Here is a 14,443-nt window from a genome sequence, read left to right as displayed (position 1 = left end):
GATCCGGTTCGCGGCGCCGCGGAGGGGGCGATCGCGGTCGGGCCCGGCCGGTGCCTCGCGGGCTGGGCGCCCGCCCGACGACGATCGCTCGGCAGCACGCGCACGGCCTCCACCGACCTGACCGGTCGAGGGAGGTCTGCGTCGGGAAGATCGGGCGCAGCCGGGGCGGCCCACACCCTCAGCGTGCGGTCCCGGGCGCCGTGGACCCGGTGACGTCGCCCGGCCCTGACCGGATCGCCCAGAGTTCCGTGGGAAGGCTGATCGGTGCGCCGGGCTTGTAGTCGGCCGAGTCCTGGATGTGCGACGTCGTCACGTAGATCGTTCCGTCCGGGCCCTCGCTGAACGTGTCCGGCCACCGCAGCTGCGGGTCCTGCACCAGGGTGGTGAGGCCGCTCCCGTTGCCGGTCAGGTCGCGGACCTTCACGGCGTTGTCCTGCGGCGAGGTCACGTACATCCGGCCGTCCTTGCGGGCGATCAGCAGGCCGTCGGCGGGACCGTTCTCGCCGACCGTCACGATCTTCGATTCCAGCGTCCGGTCGCTGAGCGTCTCGGGCACGAAGGCGGCGGTCGCCCAGCCGGTGAGCGCGTCGGTCGGCAGGCTGTAGAGCGTCTCGCCCTTGATGGCCTGCCAGTACAGCGTCTTCCCGTCCGGCGAGAGGGCGATGCCGTCGGCCGAGAACTCGACGCCGCGACCGTCCGGGCGGCGCAGCGGCTTGCCGTCGTACTGAACGGTCACGCTCTTGTCCGGCATGGTCGAGGCATGGCCGGACAGCACGCGCTTGGCGGACCCGCTGTCGAGATCCACCACGATCAGCGCCCCCTCGGCGCCGGAATCCGTCAGGTAGGCGGTCTTGCCGTCCGGCGCGATCCGCACGTCGTTGATGTAGGAGGCCTGCAGCACCGTGCTGGTGTCGAACGGGATCGTCTTCACGACCCGATTGGTCTTCAGGTCGATGCCGACGAGCTTGGGGCCGTCCTTGACGACGTGCGCCATGGCGGGTGCGGCCGCGTCGACCACCCAGAGACGGTCCTGGCCGTCGGCCACGACGCTCTGCACGCAGACGAAGTGGGTCTTCGGGTCGACCTCGTCCTTCTTGGCGTTGCGCCAGCTGTTCCACTCCGCGTCCGGGTAGGGGACAGGATTGCCGTCCTTCACCTCGGCCACCGAGACGGGCGCGTCCTCGCTCCAGCGGGGAAAGTTGACGAACATGCGCCCGTCGCGGCTGACGGTGATGCCGGTGACCTGATGGGCGAAGCCCGCCACCTTGGTGAGTGTCGCGGGCGCGGGCTTCGTGTCCTGAGCCGCGGCGGGACCTGCCAGCACGGCCGCGCCGGACATCAACGACACGGCCAGCCCGGCGCGAACGCCTCCTGCAAGCTTCATAGCGCGCACTCCATGACGACGATGGGGGATATGCCCGGCCAACGCCTCAGGGCGCGGCCGGGTCCGGGATGCGGCGGGATGACTCCGTCAGCCGCGACCCCACGCCCGGAGGTCCTGGACGAACAGGTCCGGGGCCTCCATGGCGGCGAAGTGCCCGCCGCGCGGCATCGTCTGCCAGCGCGAGACCGCGTAGCCGCGCTCCAACCAGTCCCGCGGCGGCGTGGGCGTGCGCGGATCCGGGTAGGCCGCGAAGGCCGTCGGCACCGTGACGCGCCGCCCCGGCGGCATCCGGCGCACGCTTTCCCGCTGCGCGCCGGCGTAGAACCACGTCGCCGTCGCGAAGGAATCGGTCAGGATGTAGAGCAGGGCGTTGGTCAGGAGCTGATCGTTCGAGAACACCTGCGCGAACGGCCGCTCCCGCAGGTCGGCCCAGTCGTGGAAGCGCTCGACCAGCCACGCCAGCTGCGCCACCGGCTCGTCCGCCATGGCGTAGCCGAGGGACAGCGGCTTGGTGCCCTGGAGCTGCGCGTAGGCCCCGAGCACCTGCTGGCTGGCCGCGGCCTCCTTCTGCCAAGCGCGCTCCGCCGCGCTCTCCGGCTCGGCATCGGGCTGCACCAGCAGGTAGTTCAGGTGAATCGCCTCCAGCGCGCCGGCGTGGTCGAGGCCGAGCCAAGCCGCGACCCCGGCGCCCCAGTCGCCGCCCTGAACCCGGTAGCGCGGGTAGCCCAGTCCCTCGCGCATCAGGCGGTCGAACAGCCGCGCGGCGGTGCGCGCGCCGATCGGCGCGGCGGGTTTCCCCGAGAAGCCGAAGCCGGGCAGCGCCGGGATCACGAGGTCGAACGCGTCCTCCGGCCGGCCGCCGTGGCGCGACGGGAAGGCCAGGGGCTCGATCACCGACCAGAACTCGTAGATCGAGCCCGGCCAGCCGTGGATCAGCAGCAGCGGGCGCCGGCCCTCCGCCTCGCCGACGACGTGGACCGCGTGCAGGTCGAGATCCTCGACGCGGACCAGGATCTGCGGGAAGCGGTTGAGCTCGGTCGCGGCGGCGGCCTCGTCGAAGCCGTCGAGCCAGTGGGCGCGCAGGGCGGCGAGGAAGTCCGGATCGCAGCCGTAGCGCCAGCCGGCTCCCGTCGGCAGGCGCGGCATGCGGTAGGCCCGCACGCGCTCCCGCACCCAGGCCAGCCGCGCCGCGTCCCAGGCGACGGTAAAGTCTCGCATGCATGCCTCCGCTCGAGTCCGCGTCCCGGGATCGCGCCGAAGCCGGCCGTCCCGTGTGCGCGACGCTGATCTGCTTCAACGCGGCCGGGCCGGGACGGTCACGCCGGTCTCGCGGCCGGCGGCGGGACCGCCGCATCCGCGCGCGACGACGCCCTCAGCGCGCGGCGGCCGGCTCGTGGATCGGGCAGCCGTTGAAGCGCTCGCGGAAGGCGGCCGAGTGCCTGTACGGCGCGTTCCGGGCGCGGTTGATGTTGCCGAGCGGCCGGTGCGCTTCGAGACCCGTCCAGACGCTGAACCGCATCGCCTCGTCGACCGCCCGCACGCGGGCCGGATCCCAGCTGTCCTGGGGGCGGACCGTGATCGTGGCGACCCGGTGAAACGGCGCCGCCGCCTCATCCCAGGCGACGGTCGGATCCTCGACGGGCTGGCGCTCCAGGTCGCGGCAGAGCTGCACCCGGAACTCCCACACGCCCTCCGTGCCGGCCATCTCGGACTGTACGGTCTCGCGGATCGCGTTCGGCCGGCCGGAGGCGTCGATCGCGGTGCCGGTGCGCGCGGTCAGCGCCGGCGCGACGGGCCGCAGGGAGAACTTGGCGATGTGGTCGCCGTAGCGGAACGGCGTGACGCTGTAATAGGTCTCACCGAGCGGATCGACGTTGGGCGCGCCGCCGAGGGCGGCGATCGTCGGGCTCTCGACGCCGACGGCCTGGAGCGCCCTGTTGACGCCGCGCAGGACCGTCGAGGCGGCGACCTTCAACCCCTCGGCGCGGTCGGCGGTGCCGGCCAGGAGCTTCAGGCTGCCGAGGAACGTCTCGGCGTTCGGCGCCTGGAAGACAGGTCCGTTGACCATGATGAAGTTCTGGGTCGTGCCCTCCGCGCCCGGCAGACGCTCGCCCGGGACGTCGAGGACCTTCAGGGCGAGGCCGCGCGGCAGCGACACCGCGTCCGGCAGGACGTCGCCGGCATTGGTCGACATGCGCATGTAGACCGCGTGCTCGCCCGCCTCTGCGAACAGGCCCTGGGCCAGCTCAGGCGGGAGGCCGTCCTCGATCCGCAGCACGCCCTCGAGGATCCCGTGGGCCTTGGCGTGCACCGACCGGACGGCGTGGCCGGAATCGTCGGCGACCCGCCGCAGGATCGTGTCGAAGGTCTCGCACAGTCCCGCGATGGTCTCCGCCTCGTTCGGCCTCACCGTCTCGACATCCGGGCCGTAGCGCACAGGTGCTTGCAAGATCTGTCTCCCGATCAGTCCGGACAGAACCGGTGGCGGCGCCCGGCGTTCCGGATTGCGCGGCACTCAATCGCGCGTGAACGTTTTGCGGGAGCTACGCGCTGCGGCGCTTGTCACCGCGTTCCGCGATCCTGCTCGGGGCGCCGGAACCGGACCGGCCGCTTCCGGCCCGCTGCGGCCACGGCACCAAGTATCAGCCGGGCAGGGCGCGTCGCGACGCCATCGCCCGCCGAGCCAGGAACCCGGCCGCGCTCATGGCGACGATGGCGGCCGCGTAGATGTCGGCGGTCGTCACGTAGCCGATCCGGCGCACGAGATATCCGGCACAGATCACCGGCAGGCTGAAGGCCAGGTAGCTCTCGACGTAGTAGGTCGAGAGAAGCTCCGCCCGCTCGCTCGGCTTCGCCAGCGGGACGATCGTCCCGAGGGCACCGAGGAAGCTCGTCCCGAAGCCGGCCCCGCCGACCAGGGTCCCGCCGATCAGGACCGGCACGCTCCCGCCGTGCATGCCGGCGAGCACGATGACGAGACCGGACGTCATGGCGAGCGTCCCGATGGTCAGGTTGGCCGCCGCATCCCTCCCGCGCCGCTGGACGACCGCGAAGGCGCCCGCGACCATCAGGGCCGCGACCATGACGCCGCTCGTCAACGGTGTCCGGCTGCCCGTCGCGGCGACGACCAGCGAGGGGACGATGGAGAGGTAGAAGCCCCCGAGCATCCAGGTCGCGATGTTGGTCGGCGTGATCGCGGCCAGCGGCCGTCTGGCCTGCGGCGGAACCACGACGCGCGGCCTCAGGGCGCGCAGGGCTCCCGTGCGGCGCTCCCCGGTCTCGGGCGTCAGCCAGAGGAGGGCGGCCTGCGCGGCGAACACCGCCCCCAGGATCGCGTAGACGAGGCGGAGCGGGTGCGGGCCGTACTGCACCAGCGCGCTGGTCCCGAGCGCGCCCACCGCCATCCCGATCAGCGGCATGATCGCGTTCACGAGCTGGGCCCGCCCCCGGTCGACGTCGACGAGCGCGGCGCCCAGGGAGCTCGCCGCGATACCGGTCGCCACACCCTGGACGAAGCGCGCCGCGATGAGCCCCCACGCGCCGTTGGCGGTCGTGAACAGGAGCATGGCCGCGAGTTCGAGAAGTAGCGCGCCGAAGATCACCGGCCGTCGGCCCAGGTGGTCCGAGATCGATCCGGCGACGAGAAGCGCCTTGAGGAGGGCCAGCGCGTAGACCGCGAACACCGCGGTCGTGAGCACAGGGGAGAGCGCGTAGGTCTCCTGATAGAACCGGTACAGCGGCGTCGGCGCGGCGGACCCGGCGAGGAAGGTGCCGAGCACCGCCGCGTGGAAGAACAGCGTGCCGCCGCCCGCGACAGCCACAACTTTCAGGTTGGTGTCGCTGGTCATGGGCAACCCTAAACGCTAATCCGTTGCGTTTGATGCGTAGTCCCTTGGCGCCACAAACGCAACATCTTTGCGTTTGTGGCGCCCTAGACGGCAGAGTGCAGGATGACGACGAGGCAGGGACCGCGCCCGGGCGGGCGCAGCGCGCGGGTGCAGACCTCGGTTCAGGCGGCCGTGCGCGAGCTCCTGACCCGGACGGACCGTTCGGAGATCACGGTGCCCCTGGTGGCCGCCGCGGCCGGCGTGACGCCGTCGACGATCTACCGGCGGTGGGGCACGCTCGCCGAGCTGTTCGCCGACGTCGCGGTCGAGCGGCTGCGTCCCGACGCCGAGCCGGCCGTGACCGGCAGCGGCCGGACCGATCTCGAGGCCTGGGCGGAACAGTACGCGGACGAGATGTCGTCCGCGCCGGGGCGGGCGATGATCCGGGACGTTCTGGCCGCGTCGGACGCGAACTGTGCCCAGCGATGCTGCAGCTTCACGCGCGATCAGATCGCGATCATCGCGGATCGGGCCCTGGCCCGCGGCGAGGCCTTCCCGGACCCCGAGGCGGTCCTGGACGGGGTCGTCTCGCCGATCCTCTACCGGATCCTGTTCGGGACCGCGCCGGACCGGGAGCGGATCCTCGAGCTGGTCGAGCGCACCCTGACGACGCGCGAGGCGACCTGACCCGGGGATCGCCGCCCCGGCGCGCCGACCTCGACGGCGAGAACGGGCTCACGGTTTCGGCTCCGAAGGGGGCGATGACCCGCCTGTCAGAGCGGCTGAACAGGGTGCGCGCGCGTCCGGTCCCGTCCGCGGGACGTTACGGAGGGTTGCGCCAGCGACGCGCTCGCGTAGCCCGCGGGCGCGACGGCGAGGATCGGGCTCCAGGTCGAGGACCACGCGCGCAGCGGCTCCGGATCGCCCCGGAAGGCCAGGTCGAGAAAGGCCAGCGTCCCGGTGGCGGTCGCCTCCTTCACTTGCGGGTTCAGGCTCAGACCGCCGGTCAGGGGACGGTCGGTGAAGATGCTGTGCGAGCCGCCCTGGAAGACCGCCAACGCCTTCCGGGGGGTCGCGATCGCCTCGTACACGGCGAGACGGTCGCTGAACGGCGAGGTGCGACCTGGCAGCTGGATGACATCTTCGGTCGCCGTCACGTGCAGGGTCGGGATCTCGACCGCGCCCAGGACGGCCCGCAGGTCGCGCTCGCCGTAGAAGGGCGGCGCCGAGATCACGATGCCGGCCGCGATCCGCGGGTCCCGCGCCTGAAGGGGGTGCCCGTCGCGGATGACGCGCGCGCCGGCCGCGATCAGCGTCGTGTTGGCACCGTAGGAGTGGCCGGCCGCCACGATCCGGCGCGGGTCGATCCGCTCTCCGAAAGCCCCCCCGTCCTGGACGAGGATCCGGTCCAGGGCGAAGCGCAGGTCGCGCGCCCGCGCGATCGCCTCCCGTTCCTGCGCCGCCCGCTCGATCCGGTCGAGCAGGGCCAGGGGATTGCCGGTCCACACGGTGGTGTCGCTGCCGACGTGCTGCAGGTGCAGACTCGCGACCCCGTGTGACGACCAGTGCCGACCGAGATAGCTGTAGCCGGTCCGGGACTGCCCGAGCCCGTGCGAGAACACGACGAGCGGGACGCGCCGCCGGAGCGACGACGTGTTCGGCCAGTACAGGCGTACCGGCACCGGTCGCTGGCGCGCCTCGTCGACCCAGTCGAAGTCGACGGTCCGGACGTCCTCCACGACAGGCTGCGCAGCGGCCGGACGGGTCACACCCGCTGCCAGGGTCCCCAGCAGCATGGCGCCGACCTGACGCCGGTTGTGCGTCGGCCGTGCCGCTGTCGGACTGGAGCGATCAAGCATGGGGCAGGGCTTTCGCGAGAGGAGCCGTGACAGGACGGCCCGCAGGGCTGCGCATCGCCGGTCACAGCGCGCCGGCCAGATTTCGGCCGCCGACGCGTGCGCCAACGGCAACCGAGCCCGCCAGAGACCCGGCGACGCCGTGCAAGAAAATCGCACTCGGTGCAAAAAATATAATTGCACCGCGTGCAACTTTGCAAGTGCGAAATCGCATGCGACAACGCCGGCATGGGAAGCCCGCCACCGAAGCCCGGCAGCCTGCGCGCGCGAAAGCGGCAGGAGACACTGGAACGGATCGCCGAGACCGGCCTGAGGTTGTTCAGCCAGCACGGCTACGAGGCCACGACCCTGGACTCCATCGCCGAGGCGGCCGGCATCTCGCGTCGGACGTTCTTCTACTACTTCAAGTCAAAGGAAGAGATTCTGCTGGATTGGCAGATGCGCGGCTTCGGTGCGTCGCTGCGCAAGGCTGTCCTGGCCCAACCGGAGGGCAAGGTCCCGGTCGAGGTCGTTCGCGACGCCCTGCTGACGCTGTCGACGGGGTTCCGGACCCGGGAGTTCATCAGCATCGACCGCGTCATGCGGTCCAGCGAGTCCCTGAAGGCCCGCAAGCAGGCGGCCTACGGTCTGCACGAGCAGGCCCTGCATGCCGCGCTGATCGAGCGCTGGCCGGATCCGGCCCGCAGCGCCGCGCTGCGCCTCGTCGCCATGGGGTCGCTCGGTGCGATGCGCCTCGCGATCGAGGCCTGGGTCCAGGCGGGCGGAGATCGGGCCGTGGACACCTTCCTGCAGGCAGCCTTCGCGGACCTCACGGCCGAGTTCCGCGCACCGCCCCGATAGCCCCGGGGTCGATCGGCACGCCGTCGCTGCCCAGTGGCGACAGGCGCAACGCCGTCACCGCCGATCGGCTGGCAGCGCCACGAAGGGATCGCACGCGGGAACGCCCAGCGGCGCGAAGTGCCGCACATTCCGGGTGAGAACCGTCCAGCCGTTGCAGCGCGCCGTGGCGGCGATCGCGAGGTCCGCGAAGCCGGGTGCGTGCCCCTGGCCGCGCGCCAGATCGGACAACCCGCCGATGTGGCGCGCGACGGCGAGATCGATCGGGAGAACCTTGGCGGCGTACAGGTGCAGCAAGGTCTCCAGCCACTCCGCCAAACGCTCCGCCTTGCGCGCGGCGCCCTCCCTGCGGCTCTTCGCGATGCCGTCCTCGATCTCGGCGATCGTGACGACGGAGAGGTGGAGCCCGGCGCTGTTCCGGTCCATCCAGTCGATCAGTTCGACGGCCGGAACGGCCTTGGTCGGCGCGCCGGCCGAGAGGACGTTGGTGTCGACGAGGTACACGGCGTCACAGCTCGGAGCTTCTGAGCCCACCGGACGGGGAGGGGAGGTCGTCCGCCGCGACGGGCGCGGCCATGAGCAGGCGGCCGAACGACGGGACGCGGGACAGCCTCTGCCAGTCCTCGAAGCTGAGCAGCACGGCCTCGGGCCGGCCATGACGCGTGATGATCGAGGGCTCGCCCTGCTTGGCCTGGTCGATGACGGCCGACAGCGTTGCCTTGGCGTCCCGAAGCTGAATCTCCTGCAAGGCACCCTCCGTGACCACTGTGGTCATGATGGGTGTTCTGGCTCGGATCGGCAAGTGCGGCTGGCGCGGGCAGCCGGCTCGGCGAGCCGCGTTTCACGGAACACGGCGACCCTAGGAGCTGAGGACGAAGCGAGCGGCCCCCGACAGCCCGTCGCGCGACCCCGTGTCCGGCACGCCACAGTTGTTTGCTATCAGAGCCACACCCCTTGCGGTTGCAGAATTTTGGGACCAACCTATGTTATAGTTAACAGAACACAGGTGCTCGGGTGGCAGCTTTTAAGCCCCTAGACGGGCAAACAACCACGGAAAGCTTCCAGACCGCGCTCGACGCGCTCGACGTCGTCGGCCGCTGGGAATGGGATGCGGGCCTCGACCGGGTGCGCGCCGACGCCTTCGTCGCCCTGGTCTACAACGTCGATCCGGTCGAAGCGGAGGAGGGCGTTCCGCTCGCCCGCTACCTCAACAGCATCCACGCGAACGACCGAGAGCGGGTCGAGGACCTGATCCGGCGCAGTGCTCGCGAGGGCACCCCGTACCTCGCCGAGCATCGGGTGACCTCCGTGGACGGTCAGACGCGCTGGGTCCTGGTGCGCGGCCGCTTCTCCGGCGACCATGTCGGACGGCCGCGGGGCGGCAGCGGCATCCTCCTGGACATCACCCGGATGCGGATGCTGGAGGACATCGCCGACGAGGCCGCGCCGTATCCGGAGGCGACACCCCTGGAACAGGCGGCGGATCACGCCATCGCGGCGATGTACGCGATCAGCGAGCTGGGGGACGCGGAGCTGAAGGTGCGGGCCGACGCGCTGCTGATGACGCTCGGCCGCAAGCTCGCCCTACAGGAGGTCCAGGACCGGCACCGCCACATGAACTGATCGCGGCGCGCCGCCGCCCGATCGATCACGGGGCGGGGCGTCGTCCGATCCTGTCGGCGCGCGGCAGACTGGGCCGCGCGATCGCGCTATGCTGGCGGATCGGCAGATCAGCGCGGCACGGATGATCCGGCGTTCCAGAACGACCATCATCGTCCTCGGGGTCATCGCCGGGGCCGCCATCGTCGCCCTGCTCGTCCATCTCCTCCTCGGCCTGCTCTCCCTCGACATCGCGGTCGCCAAGACCAGCACCGAGGACCGGGAGGCCGCCCAGGCCCTGACGCAGCTCTTCGAGACCCAGCATCCGCGGGTGCGCATCCGGACGATCTTCGAGCCGGATCGCCTCGGGGCGTCGGCGGCCCTGGACAAGGGCGAGACCCAGCTCGCCCTGGTGCGCAGCGATGCCGCGCCGAAGGACGGGCAGACCCTCGTCATCCTGCGCCGCGACGCGGTGGTCTTCGTCGCGCCCGGGGGCAGCGCCGTCGACAGCGTGGCCAAGCTGCGGGGCAGCACCATCGGGCTCCTCGACGGGCGGAAGCTCGACCCGCGCCTGCTCGACCTGATCCTGACGCATTTCGGCATCCCCCCGAGCAGCGTGCATCGCAGGATCCTGACGATCGATCAGCTGACGGAGGCCGCCCGCAGCCGCCAGATCGGTTCGGTGTTCGTGGTGGCCCCGGTCGGCAGCGCGCTGTGGCTGCCGCTCTTCACAGCGCTGCGCAAAGGCTCCGGGGCGGTGAAGCTGTTCGAGGTCGACGAGGCGGCGGCGATCGCCAAGGAGCACCCCGTGCTCGACACGATCGACGTGCCCAAGGGCGCGTTCCTCGGCTCCCTGCCGGCACCGGGCGACGACATCACCACGCTATCCGTCAGTCACCGGCTCGTGGCCCGCGGCGCCATGCCGGACTGGCTGGCGGGCGAGATCACCCGCGAGGTTCTCACCGGCAAGCCGCGGCTCGTCGCGCTCGACGACGATCTGGCCGGCATCGAGGCCCCCGACACCGACGACAAGGTCCAGGCGCTGCCGATCCATCCGGGCGCCACGGCGTACCTGACCGGAAACCAGCCCAGCCTGAGCGATCAGGCGCAGAACGCGGCCTACTGGGTCGGGCTCATGATCAGCGCGGCGGCCTCGCTCGGCGCGGCGGGCATCGGCCTGTATCGGCGCTTCCGGCCGCAGCAGCCGCCCACCCGGGTCATGCGCCTCCTGGAGATCTGGCTGTCCGTCTCGAGTGCCGATCCGGCCGAGCTCGATCAGCTGGAACGGGAGGCCGACGCGCTCGCGGCGGAGACGATCCGGATGGAGGCCCATCGGCGGACGGAGAGCGTCGAGATCCGCCTCGTCGCACTGCTCGTCACCCATGTCCGCGAGGCCGTCCAGCGCCGGCGGCGGCATGCGGCGCAACGGATGCCGTAAACCGGGCACCCGATCGCGGGCCGGGCGCGGCGGGCGGCGACGGGAACTCGGGCGAGCCGCCGTGGCGCGCGCCTGATCGCGCGCTCACGCGAGCAGGTCGCGATGCGCCCGGTGCCCGCGCAGCCACGCCCGGGCGTAGCCGCACAAGGGCACGATCCGATCGCCCTCGGCGCGCGCGTGCGCCGCAACCGCCTCCATGAGCCGCGCGGCGGCCCCAGTGCCGCGCAGGACCGGCGGCGCGTAGACGTAGCCGATGACGAGCCGGCCCGGTTCGCGCCGGTAGGTCGCGAAGGCGACGTCGCCGCCGACCTGCAACTCGAACCGGCCTTGCTCGACATTGTCGCGCACCGTCTCGATCATCCTCGTCCCCTGGCTTCGCGCGGCTCAGATCGGCAGACACCGCTTTGACCCACTGCTTCGCAGGATCCCCGCGCCGTCTCGGACGACGTCCCGGAGGCCCGCGCGTCCGCGAGGGTTATATGGGTCGCCGGTCCTCGTCGCGGACGCGCATCAGCACCGACGCGTCGGCATCGCCGCCGACGACGCGGACCTAGCGTGCGAGCGTCCCAGCACGACGAAACCCGCCGGACGACGCGGCCGGTGTGTTCGGCACGGCGGGCCGCTCCGCGCGGCGCGGATTAAGCGAGGCTCGCGATCGTCTAACTCTGGACATCCCGAGACCACCTGGACCGCCCGGCTTCGGCCGCGGCGGTTATTTTGTGCCGGCATCGTCGGCGCGCCGGTTCCACCGGTTCTCCGCACCGCTGTCAGCCCAGTCCGCCGCGTCGCGTCGGAAGTCCTGCGGGCGTTGCCGCGGGGAGTCCGGGATGCGCGCGCATGCGGCCAGCCGTCGGATGTTTCGGCAGGCTGACCCGCAATATTCAATAAGAAAAACATAACATCGTCAAATTCTGATCCGTATTCCGAGATGTTGCGGAACTTGTACAGCTCTCTGCGCTTGCTCAATGGTAGTTTTCAGGAGAGCATCATGACCTCAATCCGGATCTTTGTCCTCGTGTCGTCGCTCCTTCTCGGGGCGACCGGCGCGGCGACGGCACAGGGCGCCGCGGGAGGATCGACATCCGGGCCAGCTCCTTCCGGGTCGGGCGAGCAGCGGATGCAGCACGGTGATCAGATGAAGAGCGGAGAGAGGGGCGGAGGCTCGGGCAACACCGGCGTTCCGGGAGCCTCGCCGGCCGACGACGGGAACAAGACGCAGGACTCTCGTACCCTGAAGACGAGAGACCGCTGAGACAGTCCCGGGCGCCGCGACCGCCATTCCAAGGTCACGCGCCCGCCCCGGAGTTGCCGAAGCGGACTCGTCGTGCCGCGCGCCTTCGCGGCGCTCTGAGTTCGGATCCAGGCCGCGTGCGACGTGTCCGTTCGGGGGGATGACCCGGCTGCGCCACGACCTGTTCGACCGCCGGTCGACACGTCGGGACGCGCGATCCGAGACAGCACGGGATGCCCGGTCAATCCCGCCGCTCGCATCGTCCGACGATCCGTGGCGGAGGCGCGAGACACCGCCTTCCCGTCAGTCAAAGCGGACGCGGTCGCGAAGACGGTCCTCTGCGGTATAGACCCGGGTTATCGCGCCGTGAGGTCGGCGTCGGAACGGTCACGGCAATCCGAGAATCTGTCGGAGGAGGTGGCCGCTCTCTGACCACCGTGCGGGCCGCCTGAGGCGATGACGGCAGGGGCCCGCGCGACGCCCTCTCGGGTCGCCGCCGGACCTCTCGCCGGAAGCGCGACCGTGAGTTCCGCGCCGAACTCCCGCCCTGGCCGCGAGGACGGGCGCGGCGCGGATCGGGCACCGAGAACCGGCGTTTCTGATCCCGGTTAGCTTTCGTGAGGGGAAGCCAGTCACGGAGGCGTGGGTGCCGCGCTATTTCTTCGATATCCACGACGGTCAGCTGCAGCGCGACGTGGACGGGACCGAGTGCGCCGACTTCGACGCCGCGCGCAGAGAAGCGATGATCTCCCTCCCGGACGTCGCGCGATGGGAGATCCCGAGCGACGGGGACAGGCAAACCTACACGGTGGTAGTCCGGGATGCGGCGGGCGCGCCGATCTACACGGCGACGCTGACTTTCACCGGCCTGAGGCTGAGCGAGGCGGCCGAGTAGGTTCGGCCCGCGTCGCGCATCCGGCACGCCCCGATGTCGGTCCCGCTCACCGGCGCCGGACGTCCCGCGTGGGCACGGCCGACGACGGTCAGGGGATATCGGCCGGTTTGACCTCGATCCGGTCGAACCGGCCGAGGCGGTAGATGAGGAACGACAGGAGCCACGCCGCCGCGAAGAGCCCGACGATTCCGAAGCCGAGCACGCCGAAATGGTCGTTGACCGCGGCGATCCGCTGCCAGAGCCAGCCCTGAAGGTTGAGCTTGTCCGCCAGGAGGTTCAGCGCCTCCAGCGTTCCGACCACCAGCGCGACCGCCACCGATACCAGGGTGATGGTGAGGTTGTAGAACAGCTTCCGCATGGGCTGGACATAGGCCCAGCTGTAGGCGCCGAGCATCAGCACGCCGTCGGTCGCGTCGACCAGCGTCATCCCGGCGGTGAACAGCGCCGGGAAGACCAGGATCGTCCAGAGGTCGGTGCCCTGGCTGGCCTGGGCGGCCGAGAGCCCGAAGAGGCTCACCTCCGTGGCGGTGTCGAAGCCGAGCGCGAAGAGCAGGCCCAGCGGGTACATGTGCCAGGAGCGCGTCACGAGGCGGAAGAGGGGCCGCAGGATCCGGGCGAGAACGCCCTGGTTGGCCAGCAGCATGTCGAAGTCGGCCTCGACGTAGCGGCCGGTGCGGCGCACTTGCCGGAACGCGCGCCAGACGCCCGCGAGGACGACGAGGTTGACGAGGCCGATGAGGATCAGGAAGGCGGCCGAGACGCCGGTGCCGATCAGGCCGCCGAGTTCCCGGTAGCCCTCCGAGGCCGTGATCAGGCTGGTCGCGGCCAGCGCCACCGCGGCCGCGGCCACCACCACGACGGTGGAGTGGCCGAGCGCGAACCAGAAGCCGACCGAGACCGGCCGCTGGCCCGCCTGCATCAGCTTGCGGGTGACGTTGTCGATCGCCGCGATGTGGTCGGGATCGACCGCGTGGCGCAACCCGAAGACGTAGGCCAGCAGCGCGGTCGAGAGCAGCGCCGGCTGGCCGGCGAACAGGCTGTAGGCCCACATCCAGGCCGCGATGTTGGCCGCGATCAGGACGAGGTAGAGCAGACCGATACGGCGTCGCACGCCGCGGCGCGCCGTACCATCGGTCGGGACGATCGCTTCCATCAAACCCTTACCCACCCGACCATCGTCCCCTCGGCCCCGCCGCCCGGCCCTGCGCCGCCGCGCGCCATCCGACATAGCGCAGAACCGGCCAAGCTGCGGAGTACCGCGAGCGGGGCAGTCTCGCGGCGGCCCCGACGCGCCGGGTCACCCGGGCGCATCCGGCCGCTCTCTCGCCCGGGGGCCGCGCCCGGAACCTGCGCCCGGACAGGTGGCCGCGGGCTCG

At 71.2% G+C, this 14,443-nt stretch carries 15 protein-coding genes; 6 read left to right on the top strand and 9 right to left on the bottom strand.

Going from position 1 to position 14,443, the window contains the following annotated elements; genetic code table 11:
• Positions 1-178 precede the first annotated feature (178 nt).
• From LOK46_RS31275 to LOK46_RS31260, 4 genes are all read right to left on the bottom strand, one after another.
• A complete protein-coding gene (locus LOK46_RS31275; RefSeq protein ID WP_273564779.1) occupies positions 179-1,384 on the bottom strand; it encodes an L-dopachrome tautomerase-related protein in 1,206 nt (401 codons plus the stop codon).
• Positions 1,385-1,471: 87 nt separating this feature from the next.
• Positions 1,472-2,602, bottom strand: a complete 1,131-nt coding sequence (locus tag LOK46_RS31270; RefSeq protein WP_273564778.1) for an epoxide hydrolase family protein — start codon at positions 2,600-2,602, stop codon at positions 1,472-1,474.
• Between the two features lie 154 nt (positions 2,603-2,756).
• Complete coding sequence (locus LOK46_RS31265; RefSeq protein WP_273564777.1) at positions 2,757-3,833, bottom strand: catalase family protein; 1,077 nt, start codon at positions 3,831-3,833, stop codon at positions 2,757-2,759.
• Positions 3,834-4,026: 193 nt separating this feature from the next.
• Positions 4,027-5,232, bottom strand: coding sequence for an MFS transporter (locus LOK46_RS31260; protein WP_273564776.1), 1,206 nt, complete (start codon positions 5,230-5,232; stop codon positions 4,027-4,029).
• Positions 5,233-5,334: 102 nt separating this feature from the next.
• Here LOK46_RS31260 and LOK46_RS31255 point away from each other — a divergent pair, with 102 nt between their 5' ends.
• Complete coding sequence (locus LOK46_RS31255) at positions 5,335-5,898, top strand: TetR/AcrR family transcriptional regulator (RefSeq protein ID WP_273564775.1); 564 nt, start codon at positions 5,335-5,337, stop codon at positions 5,896-5,898.
• 86 nt (positions 5,899-5,984) lie between these two features.
• Here LOK46_RS31255 and LOK46_RS31250 read toward each other — a convergent pair whose 3' ends face one another.
• Positions 5,985-7,070 (bottom strand): alpha/beta hydrolase family protein, encoded by a 1,086-nt coding sequence (locus LOK46_RS31250; protein WP_273564774.1) that lies wholly within the window; start codon positions 7,068-7,070, stop codon positions 5,985-5,987.
• 225 nt (positions 7,071-7,295) lie between these two features.
• Between LOK46_RS31250 and LOK46_RS31245 the strand changes: the two genes are divergently transcribed.
• Positions 7,296-7,907, top strand: coding sequence for a TetR/AcrR family transcriptional regulator (locus LOK46_RS31245; RefSeq protein ID WP_273564773.1), 612 nt, complete (start codon positions 7,296-7,298; stop codon positions 7,905-7,907).
• A 54-nt stretch (positions 7,908-7,961) separates the two neighbouring features.
• Here LOK46_RS31245 and LOK46_RS31240 read toward each other — a convergent pair whose 3' ends face one another.
• Positions 7,962-8,408, bottom strand: a complete 447-nt coding sequence (locus LOK46_RS31240; protein WP_273564772.1) for a type II toxin-antitoxin system VapC family toxin — start codon at positions 8,406-8,408, stop codon at positions 7,962-7,964.
• A 4-nt stretch (positions 8,409-8,412) separates the two neighbouring features.
• Positions 8,413-8,652, bottom strand: a complete 240-nt coding sequence (locus LOK46_RS31235; RefSeq protein ID WP_273565221.1) for a type II toxin-antitoxin system Phd/YefM family antitoxin — start codon at positions 8,650-8,652, stop codon at positions 8,413-8,415.
• Positions 8,653-8,918: 266 nt separating this feature from the next.
• Here LOK46_RS31235 and LOK46_RS31230 point away from each other — a divergent pair, with 266 nt between their 5' ends.
• Both LOK46_RS31230 and LOK46_RS31225 read left to right on the top strand, forming a co-directional pair.
• Positions 8,919-9,527: a PAS domain-containing protein gene (locus LOK46_RS31230; protein WP_273564771.1), complete on the top strand. Its 609-nt coding sequence runs from the start codon at positions 8,919-8,921 to the stop codon at positions 9,525-9,527.
• An 88-nt stretch (positions 9,528-9,615) separates the two neighbouring features.
• Positions 9,616-10,941: a TAXI family TRAP transporter solute-binding subunit gene (locus LOK46_RS31225; RefSeq protein ID WP_273564770.1), complete on the top strand. Its 1,326-nt coding sequence runs from the start codon at positions 9,616-9,618 to the stop codon at positions 10,939-10,941.
• Between the two features lie 84 nt (positions 10,942-11,025).
• Here LOK46_RS31225 and LOK46_RS31220 read toward each other — a convergent pair whose 3' ends face one another.
• A complete protein-coding gene (locus LOK46_RS31220) occupies positions 11,026-11,301 on the bottom strand; it encodes a GNAT family N-acetyltransferase (protein WP_273564769.1) in 276 nt (91 codons plus the stop codon).
• Positions 11,302-11,929: 628 nt separating this feature from the next.
• Between LOK46_RS31220 and LOK46_RS31215 the strand changes: the two genes are divergently transcribed.
• On the top strand, positions 11,930-12,193 hold the full coding sequence (locus tag LOK46_RS31215) for a hypothetical protein (protein WP_273564768.1): 264 nt from the start codon (positions 11,930-11,932) through the stop codon (positions 12,191-12,193).
• Positions 12,194-12,818: 625 nt separating this feature from the next.
• The gene (locus LOK46_RS31210; RefSeq protein ID WP_273564767.1) at positions 12,819-13,067 is read left to right on the top strand and encodes a DUF6894 family protein; all 249 of its coding nucleotides are present in this window, start codon (positions 12,819-12,821) and stop codon (positions 13,065-13,067) included.
• 88 nt (positions 13,068-13,155) lie between these two features.
• Here LOK46_RS31210 and LOK46_RS31205 read toward each other — a convergent pair whose 3' ends face one another.
• The gene (locus LOK46_RS31205; RefSeq protein ID WP_273564766.1) at positions 13,156-14,220 is read right to left on the bottom strand and encodes a HoxN/HupN/NixA family nickel/cobalt transporter; all 1,065 of its coding nucleotides are present in this window, start codon (positions 14,218-14,220) and stop codon (positions 13,156-13,158) included.
• Positions 14,221-14,443 lie beyond the last annotated feature (223 nt).

Origin of the sequence: Methylobacterium sp. NMS14P (assembly GCF_028583545.1) — a bacterium.
GTDB lineage: Bacteria > Pseudomonadota > Alphaproteobacteria > Rhizobiales > Beijerinckiaceae > Methylobacterium.
The sequence above is the reverse complement of the archived record's forward strand: the minus strand, read 5'-3'. Positions and strand labels throughout refer to the sequence as shown.

Coding starts and splice junctions, on each gene's coding strand:
- LOK46_RS31270 (WP_273564778.1), bottom strand. CDS start 2,602: ATGCGAGACTTTACCGTCGCCTGGGACGCGGCGCGGCTGGCCTGGGTG.
- LOK46_RS31250 (WP_273564774.1), bottom strand. CDS start 7,070: ATGCTTGATCGCTCCAGTCCGACAGCGGCACGGCCGACGCACAACCGG.
- LOK46_RS31260 (WP_273564776.1), bottom strand. CDS start 5,232: ATGACCAGCGACACCAACCTGAAAGTTGTGGCTGTCGCGGGCGGCGGC.
- LOK46_RS31225 (WP_273564770.1), top strand. CDS start 9,616: ATGCTGGCGGATCGGCAGATCAGCGCGGCACGGATGATCCGGCGTTCC.
- LOK46_RS31245 (WP_273564773.1), top strand. CDS start 7,296: ATGGGAAGCCCGCCACCGAAGCCCGGCAGCCTGCGCGCGCGAAAGCGG.
- LOK46_RS31215 (WP_273564768.1), top strand. CDS start 11,930: ATGACCTCAATCCGGATCTTTGTCCTCGTGTCGTCGCTCCTTCTCGGG.
- LOK46_RS31255 (WP_273564775.1), top strand. CDS start 5,335: ATGACGACGAGGCAGGGACCGCGCCCGGGCGGGCGCAGCGCGCGGGTG.
- LOK46_RS31205 (WP_273564766.1), bottom strand. CDS start 14,220: ATGGAAGCGATCGTCCCGACCGATGGTACGGCGCGCCGCGGCGTGCGA.
- LOK46_RS31275 (WP_273564779.1), bottom strand. CDS start 1,384: ATGAAGCTTGCAGGAGGCGTTCGCGCCGGGCTGGCCGTGTCGTTGATG.
- LOK46_RS31220 (WP_273564769.1), bottom strand. CDS start 11,301: ATGATCGAGACGGTGCGCGACAATGTCGAGCAAGGCCGGTTCGAGTTG.